Genomic DNA, 9,504 nt, shown 5'->3' on the forward strand with positions numbered 1-9,504 from the left:
CCCCGCTCGGCGGGGGGCCGCCGGGGTGCGGGGGGCGCCCCCGGCGCCGGCGGCTCGACGGTGCGTGTCATCGGCGTCACTTCTTCCTGGCGACGACGACGCCGACGAGCAGGCCCACGGCGATCATGACGACCAGCAGCAGCCAGAGCGGGGCGCTGAGGGTCAGCGTGAACAGGTACACGTTCACGTCGTCGCGGTTCTGCAGGACGAACACCAGCGCCAGGACCGCCACGACGAGCGCGACGACCTGGCGCACGCCGATCCGACGGCGGGCCTGGCGCGGCGGTCCTTGCGTGGGCATCCCGGACTCCCGGTCAGGCCGTCTCGCGCTGCTCGCGGACGAGCGCCCAGATCACGGCCACGTCGAGCGCGATGATCACCAGGGCCCAGATCGGGTAGTAGGGCAGGAACAGGAAGTTCGCGATGATGCTCAGCGAGGCGAGCATGATGCCGACGACGCGGGCCCAGGTCTGGCCCTGCAGGACCCCGAGCCCGGTCAGCGCGATCGCCGCACCGAGGATCAGGTGGACCCAACCCCAGGCGGTGACGTCGAAGGCGTAGATGTAGTTCGGTGTGGCGACGTAGACCTCGTCGCGGAACAGCGCGGCGATGCCCGCCAGTGCCTGGCAGATGCCGACCACCAACAGGACCGCGCCGGCGAACATGGCGAACCCGGTGGACCAGGCCGCGCTGCGCGCCGACGTGTCCGCCGGCGGGCGGGTACTCGTGTCACTCATGATGTCTTCCTCCCTCGAGCCGTGGCGCGTCCACAGTCGGTGTTGCGGGCCTGCGGCACCTCGCCCGCCGCGTGTGACTTCCACGGGCCGACGTCACGGCCGCGGCGGGGTCCGGGTCGAAGGGCCTCATCCGCGGAGGGTGAGCGCGGGCGCCGAGGCGATCAGGCCGCGCTCGTAGCCGGCGAGCACGGCGGTCCGGCGGCTGCTCACGCCCAACTTCCCGTAGATCGACCGCACGTGGGTCTTGACCGTGTTGACCGAGACCGACAGGTCCGTCCCGATCTCCTCGAGCGACAGCAGCGAGGGCAGCAGCGCGAGGACGGCCCGCTCGCGCTCGCTGAGCGCGGCCGCCGGTGTGGCCGGGGCCGCGGAGACCGCGAGCGCGGCACCGGCGAAGGAGCCCGCGGCCCCGGGGCCACCGTGCAGCTGCACGAGCAGTCGCCGCACCTCCGGCCCCGCTCCCGCGAAGGGACGCAGCGCATCCAGCGGCTCGGCCAGGGCGAGGGCGCGCTGCAGCGCCTCGCGGGCCGCGGGCCGCTCGCCCGCCGCCGCCGCGAGGGTCGCCTCGACCAGCCACGCCTCGACCTCCGTCACCCCGAGCAGCGGCCTCCCGCACCCGGCGAGGGCGCGGTGCGCGGCGGCGCGGGCACGCTCGTCCCGGCCCGCCGCCAGGTCCGTCCACGCGCGCAGCAGGGCGCTCTCGGCCGTCTCCCCGGCGCGCCCGACCAACCAGTCGTGCACGCTGCGGGCCGCCGTCGGATGACCGAGGTCGAGCGCGACCCGGTGCTCCAGGAGCGCCGCCACGGCCGCGACCCGCAGGTCCACCGGTCGGTCGCCCAGCTCGGCGCGGGCGTGCTGGAGCAGCTCCAGGCCGCGGGCCCGGTCGCCGCGGGCGTCACCCGCGACGTCGACGATCGCCGCCGCGCGCAGTACGGCGAGGCCGAACCGCAGCTCGGTGGGTCCGTGCCCGGTGTGGTCGAGCCCGGCCTCGGCCAGCCGCAGGGCATCGCCGGGCTCGGCGCGGCACAGCGCGGTGTGGGCCAGGACGGCCGCGGCCCCTGCCGCCCACGCGGAGTGCCGGAGCCCGGAGCGCTCCGCGCGGGCCAGCGCCGCCTCCCCGGCGCGCCGCGCCTCGGCCGCGTCGCCCTCGACGGCGGCTGCGACCGCCCGCAGCGTGAGGACGTGCACCGCGAGGTGGACGAAGGCGTGCCGTTCCGCCAGCTCCATCGCCTGGGCGAGCAGCGGGCGCGCCACCGCCGGGCCATTCTCGCGCAGGGCGCCGACCGCCTCGGCGAGCAACCCGAGCGCGCGCAGCGCGGGGTCGCGGGGCGGCGTCACGGGGTCGTGGCGACCGGGCGTGGCCGGGAGCGCGCCGAGCTCCTCGGCCGCTGCGCGGAGCACGGCCAGTTCCGCGGACGGGTCCCCCGGCCAGCGGGGCGCACGGTCGGCCGGTGGCGCGCCCGCCGCCGCGCCGGTGAGCGCCGCGAGCGCCGCCAGCCCGGGGTCGTGGGTGAGGGCGACCTCACCCGCGGTGTCGAGGGCGCGGCGCAACGGGCGGTGCCACCCGGAGAGCAGCAGCGTCGGCCCGGCGTCGCGCACGATCTCCGTGGCGACGACCGCGTCCCCGCTGCGGGCGGCGTGCTCGGCCGCCGCCTCGGGACGGCCGGCGGCGGTGTACCACCGTGCCGCTGCCGCCTCGAGCCGCGCCGGGGCGCCGGCCGCGTGCCGGGGCAGCTCCCCGAGCAGGTGGTCCCGCAACAACGGTTCCAGCCGGTGGGACTCCCGCCCGCGACCCTCGGTGCGCACCAGTCCCGTCCGGCGCTCCACGGCATCGAGCACCTCGCCCGCGTCGGGCCGCCCGGTCAGCACGGCCGCGAGCCCGGTCGGTACCGGGTTGACCACCCCCACCGTCCGCAGCACGTCGAGCTCGGTCGCGTCGAGGTCCGCCAGCGCCTCCCCGTCCAGGTAGTCGGCGACCAGCGGGTGCTCGCCGGAGAAGTCCGAGGCCGCACCATGGTCGTCCGGGTCGGCGCAGGCCAGGGCGGCGAGCCACAGCGCGGCCGGCCAGCCCGCGGTGCGCGCGTGCAGGACCGCGACCTCGGCGGAGGTCAGTGCGGGGGCTGTGCCGTGGAGGAGCTCCACGGCCTCACCCGGGGTGAAGCGCAGCAGGTCGGCGCCGATCTCGCGCAGCCGCCGGGCCACCCGCATCCGCGCCAGACCCAGCGGCGGCTCGCCCCGGCCGCACAGGACCACCGGCAGGTCGGGGCGGCGGTCGCGGAGGAAGGTGTGCAGGCCGTGCAGGCTCGCCTCCCCGGTCAGCTCGCCGAGGTCGTCGAGCACGAGACGCGGTGGCCGGCTCAGGGCGTCGAGCGCGGCGGTCAGCGCGGCCAGGAACTCCGGCCCACCGGGCGTGGGCCAGCCGTGCCCCTCCCGGAGCCGGCTCGACGGCGGCACCGTGGGACACCGGGCGAGGGCGGCCAGGACGGCGGACCAGAGCCTGCGGGGATCGCGGTCCTCGGCGTCGAGCCGGACCCACGCCGTCCCGGGTCCCGGGCTCGTGCGCACCCAGTCCGCCACGGCCAGGGTCTTGCCGAAGCCGGCCGGCCCGCGGACCAGGCCCACGTCGACGACGCGGTCGAGCGCCGCCCGCACCGCGACCCGCGGGACGAACTGCGGCGGGCGGGCGGGAATGCTGATCTTCGTCTCGGGCACCGGCTGCATGATGTCTCCCCCCGGGCGCGCCGGCGGGCTGCTTGACCGGCGAGCGCGCTCCATGTTGGACCGGGGCGACCGGCACGGCGCCGAGCATCGGGCCCGGGAGAACGGGACTAAGGTCCCGCTCACGGCCTGCGGCAGACGCAGCAGGTGACGCCGAACGGGCGATTCCGTTCCGCTACCCGCCGTGGTTCCCCGCGGTACCGGCACCTCCGCCGGCCCGCTGCGCGGGCAGCCCCCGCAGCACCCGGACCAGGCCCGTGACGGCCGCGCCGGGTCCCGCGGGCGCGACGGCGGCCGGCGCGGCGCCCGGCGACCCGACCGGGACCCGCACCCGGAGGGCGCCCGGCAGCACCCGGAACCGCAGCGGGGGCGGCAGCCGCAGCGCCTCGCCGTCGACCCCCACCTCGACCAGCGGCTTGTCCGAGTCGACCTCGAACTCCGGGGTGTTCCACTGCCGGTACCCCCGGAAGGAGCGCAGCCGTCCGGTCGCCTGCGCCGCCAGCATCTCGGCCACGTCGCGACCCTTCTCCACCCGCACCGTGACGACGCCGAGCACCCCGCCGTCGAGCCGCGCCCGGGTACCGAACCCGTCGAGCCGGTCCAGCCGGTAGTCGCCGTTGGACACCAGCACCATCGCCGCGGGGCCGCCGACCTCGCCGTCCGGGCCGCGGAAGCGCAGGGACGCGCCCTCGGCGCCGGGGCCGAGCAGGTCGGGGGCCAGGCGGGCGGTCGTCGCGAGCTTGGCGTCGCGGTACCCCTCGGACTGCACGACGCCCGCGTAGACGCCGAGCGAGGCGTTGTTGACGAACACCCGGTCGCCCAGCACGGCCAGGTCGATGCGCCGCTCCAGGGCCGGGCCGAACGCGTCGAGGGCGGCCACGACGTCGTCCCGGTCGAGGCCGAGGTCGAGCGCGAAGTGGTTGCGGGTGCCCGCCGGCACCACCACGAGCGGGATGTCGTGCCGCCGGGCGACGTCGGCGACCAGGGCCTGTGACCCGTCGCCGCCCGCCATGCCCAGGGCGTCCGCGCCCTCGGCGACCGCGGACTCGGCGAGCGCGCGCAGGTCGTCGCCCGGCTCCAGGACCACCGGGGTCACGCCGCGCCGGACGGCCTCGTCCTCGAGCCCGAACCGCGCGACCTTCCCGCCCCCCGAGCGCGGGTTCATCAGCAGCACCCCGTGTGCGGCCGCCGGGACGGACCTCAGCCCCGACGGCTCGCGCACGAGGTCGCGGCCGAGGGCGACGCGGGCGAGGCCCGCCGCGACCAGGACGAGGACGACCACACCCACCGTGCGCAGCAGTGAGGCGGTCACCACGAGCAGGACCACGCCGGCGAGGGCGAGCACGGCGATCGCGCAGGCCGCGAACCGCCAGGCCCCGCGCCGGACGAGCGCGGTCCAGCCCGCGGCGACCGCCAGGCCGACCAGCAGCGGAGCGGCGACGAGTCGGAGCGGGTTCTGCAGCAGCGCCAGGATCACCACCACGATCGCGGCGACCGCGGCCAGGAGGGCGCCCGCCGCCGCGAGCCGCCGCGCCGCGCCCGGGCGCGCGCCCTCCGCCGTCCCGACCGCCATGGCCGGCCTCCCGTCAGTCGACGAACCAGATCTCGGCCAGGTCGGCCGCGACGAGGCCGCGTTCGGCGGCGATCCTCTCCAGCGCCTCGGCGAGCGTCGAGGAGAGGACCACCACCGTCTCCGTGAGACCGGGCTCCCCGGCCTCGGCCAGCACCGCGGCGGCCACGGCGCGGGCCCGTTCCGTGCCCTGCTCGGCGTTGACGTCGTCCGACAGCACGGCCAGGACCGCCTCGAACGCCCAAGCCCGGGCCGATGGCGGGGAGGCCACGCCGAACACCTCGCCTCAGACGGTCTCGTGCTCCTCGGCGAAGACCTCTCGCAGCTTCTGCTCCTGCTCGTTGGAGAGGTTCGTCGAGATGAGCTCGGCCCGGGTGCCGCGGAACTCGTCGAGCACCTTGTCCTGCACGACGCGCGAGGTCATCAGGAACAGCGCCGACGTGCCCGGCGTGACCTTCTCCCGGACCTCCTTGACGAAGCGGTCGTCGATACCGACGTCGGACATCGAGCCGGCCAGGGCGCCCATCGCCGCACCGACCGCCATGCCGAGCAGCGGGACGAAGAACAGCAGGCCGAACAGCAGGCCCCAGAAGCTCCCGCCCAGCGCGCCCGCGCCCTTCATGTTGTGGAGCTGCTCGGTCTTCGGCTTCTTGCGGTCCGCGGGCCACGTCACCACGGCGGCGTCCTCGAGCGTCAGCAGCTCCTGCTTCTGCATCTGTTCCACCAGGTCCAGCGCGCGCCGCGCGCCGCCCGGGTCGTCGAACTTCCAGACGGTCAGGGTTGCCATGGATCCGCCTCTCCTCGCTGTCGTCGGGGGACCGACTGTCGTGGTCGCCGCCGGGGCGGACCTCACCCGCCGGGGGCGAACCTCGGCGGGGGCACGATGGGGCCCATGGACTTCCGCCGTCCCGGCCGTTTCGGCATGCACATCTCCGAGATCACCTACGGCGAGGGCGTCAGCCGCGAGCCTGCACCCGTCGCCCGGTCGACCCCGAAGCGGCGCACGGCCTAATGGATCTGGGGATCGCCGGCCGCACCGCCGTCGTCTGCGCCTCCACCCGGGGGCTGGGCCGGGCGTGCGCCGAGGAGCTGGCCCGGGCCGGCTGCACCGTCGTCGTCAACGGGCGGGAGCAGGCTGCCGCCGAACGGGCCGCGGCCGAGATCACCGCCGCAACCGGGGCCGAGGTCGTCCCGGTGGGGGTCGACGTGGGCGCCCCGGACGGGCCGGAGCGGCTGCTGGCCGCGGTGCCCCGGGCGGACATCCTGGTCACCAACAACGCCGGCCCGCCCGCGCGGGACTTCCGGCAGGTCGACGAGGACGCCCTGCTGGCCGGGGTGCGCGCCAACATGGCCACGCCGATCCGGCTCGTCCAGTCGGTCGTCGACGGCATGGTGGAGCGGCGGTTCGGCCGGATCGTCAACATCACCTCGGGCTCGGTGAAGATGCCGCTGGCCGGCCTCGACCTGTCCAGCGGCGCACGGGCGGGGCTGACCGGCTTCCTCGCCGGTGTCGCCCGGTCGGTGGCGCACGCGAACGTCACGATCAACTTCCTCCTGCCCGGGTCCTTCGCGACCGACCGCCTCGCCTCGCTCCAGCGCCGGACGGCGGAGCAGCAGGGCGTGACCGCGGAGGAGGTCGCCGCGAAGGGCCGCGCGGCGATTCCGGCGGGGCGCTTCGGTGACCCCGGCGAGTTCGGCGGCGCCTGCGCCTTCCTCTGCTCGGCGCGGGCGGGGTTCATCACGGGGCAGAGCCTGCTCATCGACGGCGGCGCCTACCCGGGAGTGCTGTAGATCACCGAGCGGGAATCGGGTCCCGGCGCCCCCGGGGCGCCCGTCATCGAGACCACCAACTACCACCCGCAGCAGCGCGACGGCCCAAGCGTCCGGGTTCACGTCGCGCATCGCGTCAAAACGGGCGCGAAATGGCACTCGCGGTGCCCGAATCACCACTCCTGCGTGAGCGTGCTCGACTTTTCCGGGAATCCGTGGACAATCGGGAACAACCCGCGGGTACGGCGATCGGACGTGAACGATGGCGAAGATGACGAATATCACCCTGGTGGACGACCTCGACGGCGGTCGGGCGGACGAGACGGTCACGTTCACGCTGGACGGCCGGCAATTCGAGATCGACCTGAGCGAGCAGCACGCGTCGGAACTGCGGGAGGCGTTCGCGCCGTTCGTCGGCGCCGCCCGCCGGGCCTCGTCCGGCGCCGGGCGCAGGAACTACGCGCGGGTGTCCGCCCCGGGAAAGACCCGGGAGGAGAACGCCGCCATTCGCGAGTGGGCGCTCGCGGCCGGGTTCCAGATCTCCGAGCGGGGGCGTATCCCGTCGCACGTGCGCGAGGCGTACGCGAATCGCGGGAGCACGGCGTCGGCCGCGCGACCCACGCGGGAGACCTCGACCGGAGGCGCCGGGGAAGCCCCCGCGGAAGTCACGACGGGATCCACCGCGCAACCGGCGGCGGAATCGGCGGCGAAGCCGAAGCGGCGCACCCGGAAGAAGGTCGCCGCGGCGGGCTGAGAACGGCGGCCGAATGAGGGGCTCCGGCCCCGGTCCGCAGGCCCGTCGGGTGCGCGGGGGTTGAGCGGTCCCGAACCGGCAATGCCTTCCCGGAGGACGGGAGGAGCACGATGCCGGAGCGGGAAGTCATGCCCGAGCGCACGGTGGTGGTGGTCGGTGCGTCGGGGAACGTCGGGACCGGGCTGCTACGGGTGCTGGCGGAGGTGCCCGGCGTCCGGGTCCGCGCGGTGTGCCGGCGCCCGCCGCCGACCGTGGCCCCCTACGACCGGGCGGAGTGGCACCCGATCGACCTCACCGACGTCGACGCCGAGCAGCGGCTCACCGAGGTGTTCACCGGGGCCGACGCGGTGGTCGACCTCGCCTGGGCCATCCAGCCGGTGCGCGACGAGGCGGCGCTGCGGCGCACGAACGTCGACGGCACCGCGGCCCTGCTGCGCGCGGTCCGGCGCTCCGGTGTCGGCCATCTGGCGTTCGCGTCGTCGCTCGGGGCCTACGCGTCCGCGCCGCAGGACCCGGCCCGGCCGGTCGACGAGAGCTGGCCGGTCACCGGGCAGCCGCGCTCCGCCTACAGTCGCGACAAGATCATCTCCGAGCGGATGCTCGACGCGTTCGAGCGGGACAACCCCGGCGTGGCCGTCGCGCGGGTGCGCCCGACGCTGGTGGTGCAGCGCGACGCCTCCCGCGAGATGGCCCGGCTCTTCCTCGGGCCGACGGTGCCGCGGGCGCTGTTCGGGCTGCTCGCCGCCGGGAAGGTGCCGCTGTTCCCGGTCCCGAGCGACACCGTCCTGCAGTTCGTGCACGCCGACGACCTCGGCCGGGCGATCGTCGCGATCCTCGAGCGCCGGGCCCGGGGCGCGTTCAACATCGCCGCCGACGCGCTCGACGCGCACGAGCTCACCGCGCTGATCGGCGCCCGTCCGATCCCGGTCCCGCACGACCTGGCACGGATCGTCATCGGGCTGCTGTTCCGGCTGCACGCCCTGGCCCTGTCGCCGGGCTGGTTCGACGTCGCCGTACGCACGCCGGTCATGGACCCCGGCCGGGCCCGGCTGGAGCTGGGGTGGGAGCCGAAGATCGGCACCGCGGAGGGCGTGCGGATCCTGCTCGACGGCCTGGTCGACGACGCCACCACCCCGAGCCCCGCGCTCGCCGTCGGATGAGCGGCCTGCTCCCCGTCGTCGAGAGGCTGCGGGAGCGCACGGTCACGGACGACCCGGAGGCCGAGGCCGGCTGGACGGTCGACGAGCACGTGCACGAGCTGGGGACGGAGCCGCCGGGCGACCCGGTCCCGGGCGGGATCTGGGAGCGTGCGACGGCGCTCGTGCGGGACTACGACTTCACGCCGCCCGAGCTGCTGCGCGCGGCCTACCTGCGCGATTCGGAGCTGCTCGGGCGCGACATCGTGCTCGACGGGCGGTTCGGTCCGCTGCGCTTCCTGATGGGTGTGCGGATCACCGAGGTGGTCGACCACCCCGACGACGACGGGTGGCGGGTCTGGGGGTGGGCGTACGCGACGCTCGACGGGCACCTGCAGCGCGGCCGCGTGCTCTACCGGGTGGCCAAGCACCGGGCGTCGGGCCGGGTGGAGTTCCGGGCGAGCGTGCGGTGGAAACCCGATCCGCGGCTCGGGCCGGTGTTCGGGCTCGGCTGGGGCCTGTTCGGCCGGCGCAGCCAGCTGCGCTTCTACCGGCGAACCGGCGAGCGCGTGCGGGAACGGGCGGTGCTGGAGCCGCCCGCGCGCCGCACCCCGGGACGGGGCCCGCTCGTGCTGGTGCCCGGCGACGCCACGCCGGATCCGTGGGACCGCGTCCGGATCCGCGTCGCCCATCCCGTCCGTGGGCGACGGCTCCTGCTGCCGGCGGCCGACCGGACCTGATGACCGGCCGCGGGACGAGGCCCGAAGCTCGGCGCGCAGGAGCCGTACGCCCTCCCCTGACACCGGTCACCCGCCCCTG

Annotated in this window: 10 protein-coding genes; 4 read left to right on the plus strand and 6 right to left on the minus strand. The window is 76.0% G+C overall.

The genetic code is table 11. The annotated features are described in order from the left end of the window. Nucleotides 1-76 precede the first annotated feature (76 nt). The 6 genes from ACL02T_RS32395 to ACL02T_RS32420 form a co-directional block, all read right to left on the minus strand. Nucleotides 77-301, minus strand: a complete 225-nt coding sequence (locus ACL02T_RS32395; protein ID WP_412834625.1) for a DUF1049 domain-containing protein — start codon at nt 299-301, stop codon at nt 77-79. Nucleotides 302-314: 13 nt separating this feature from the next. Then, the gene (locus ACL02T_RS32400; protein WP_412834626.1) at nt 315-737 is read right to left on the minus strand and encodes a DUF7144 family membrane protein; all 423 of its coding nucleotides are present in this window, start codon (nt 735-737) and stop codon (nt 315-317) included. A gap of 126 nt (nt 738-863) precedes the next feature. Continuing rightward, nucleotides 864-3,449 (minus strand): LuxR C-terminal-related transcriptional regulator, encoded by a 2,586-nt coding sequence (locus ACL02T_RS32405; protein ID WP_412834627.1) that lies wholly within the window; start codon nt 3,447-3,449, stop codon nt 864-866. Nucleotides 3,450-3,630: 181 nt separating this feature from the next. After that, entirely contained in the window at nt 3,631-5,028 is a 1,398-nt protein-coding gene (locus ACL02T_RS32410; protein ID WP_412834628.1) for a diacylglycerol/lipid kinase family protein, read from the minus strand. Between the two features lie 13 nt (nt 5,029-5,041). Next, the gene (locus ACL02T_RS32415) at nt 5,042-5,296 is read right to left on the minus strand and encodes a hypothetical protein (protein WP_412834629.1); all 255 of its coding nucleotides are present in this window, start codon (nt 5,294-5,296) and stop codon (nt 5,042-5,044) included. A 15-nt stretch (nt 5,297-5,311) separates the two neighbouring features. Continuing rightward, nucleotides 5,312-5,812: a DUF1269 domain-containing protein gene (locus tag ACL02T_RS32420; RefSeq protein ID WP_412834630.1), complete on the minus strand. Its 501-nt coding sequence runs from the start codon at nt 5,810-5,812 to the stop codon at nt 5,312-5,314. A 224-nt stretch (nt 5,813-6,036) separates the two neighbouring features. Between ACL02T_RS32420 and ACL02T_RS32425 the strand changes: the two genes are divergently transcribed. The 4 genes from ACL02T_RS32425 to ACL02T_RS32440 all read left to right on the plus strand — a co-directional run bounded on the left by ACL02T_RS32425 (nt 6,037) and on the right by ACL02T_RS32440 (nt 9,425). Then, nucleotides 6,037-6,816: an SDR family oxidoreductase gene (locus tag ACL02T_RS32425; protein ID WP_412834631.1), complete on the plus strand. Its 780-nt coding sequence runs from the start codon at nt 6,037-6,039 to the stop codon at nt 6,814-6,816. A 250-nt stretch (nt 6,817-7,066) separates the two neighbouring features. Further along, nucleotides 7,067-7,549, plus strand: a complete 483-nt coding sequence (locus ACL02T_RS32430; RefSeq protein ID WP_412834632.1) for a histone-like nucleoid-structuring protein Lsr2 — start codon at nt 7,067-7,069, stop codon at nt 7,547-7,549. A gap of 110 nt (nt 7,550-7,659) precedes the next feature. Further along, nucleotides 7,660-8,709 carry an NAD-dependent epimerase/dehydratase family protein gene (locus ACL02T_RS32435; RefSeq protein ID WP_412834633.1) on the plus strand — a complete coding sequence of 350 codons (1,050 nt, stop codon included), beginning with the start codon at nt 7,660-7,662 and terminating at the stop codon, nt 8,707-8,709. Further along, complete coding sequence (locus ACL02T_RS32440; RefSeq protein WP_412834634.1) at nt 8,706-9,425, plus strand: DUF1990 family protein; 720 nt, start codon at nt 8,706-8,708, stop codon at nt 9,423-9,425. Before ACL02T_RS32435 ends, ACL02T_RS32440 begins: the two co-directional genes overlap by 4 nt. Nucleotides 9,426-9,504 lie beyond the last annotated feature (79 nt).

The sequence above is a fragment of the Pseudonocardia oceanicola genome (assembly GCF_047200735.1).
Lineage (GTDB): Bacteria > Actinomycetota > Actinomycetes > Mycobacteriales > Pseudonocardiaceae > Pseudonocardia.

Bases quoted from the DNA above. Each gene is read 5' to 3' on its own strand.
- ACL02T_RS32440 (WP_412834634.1), top strand. From the start codon at position 8,706: ATGAGCGGCCTGCTCCCCGTCGTCGAGAGGCTGCGGGAGCGCACGGTC.
- ACL02T_RS32395 (WP_412834625.1), bottom strand. From the start codon at position 301: ATGCCCACGCAAGGACCGCCGCGCCAGGCCCGCCGTCGGATCGGCGTG.
- ACL02T_RS32410 (WP_412834628.1), bottom strand. From the start codon at position 5,028: ATGGCGGTCGGGACGGCGGAGGGCGCGCGCCCGGGCGCGGCGCGGCGG.
- ACL02T_RS32430 (WP_412834632.1), top strand. From the start codon at position 7,067: ATGACGAATATCACCCTGGTGGACGACCTCGACGGCGGTCGGGCGGAC.
- ACL02T_RS32425 (WP_412834631.1), top strand. From the start codon at position 6,037: ATGGATCTGGGGATCGCCGGCCGCACCGCCGTCGTCTGCGCCTCCACC.
- ACL02T_RS32400 (WP_412834626.1), bottom strand. From the start codon at position 737: ATGAGTGACACGAGTACCCGCCCGCCGGCGGACACGTCGGCGCGCAGC.
- ACL02T_RS32420 (WP_412834630.1), bottom strand. From the start codon at position 5,812: ATGGCAACCCTGACCGTCTGGAAGTTCGACGACCCGGGCGGCGCGCGG.
- ACL02T_RS32435 (WP_412834633.1), top strand. From the start codon at position 7,660: ATGCCGGAGCGGGAAGTCATGCCCGAGCGCACGGTGGTGGTGGTCGGT.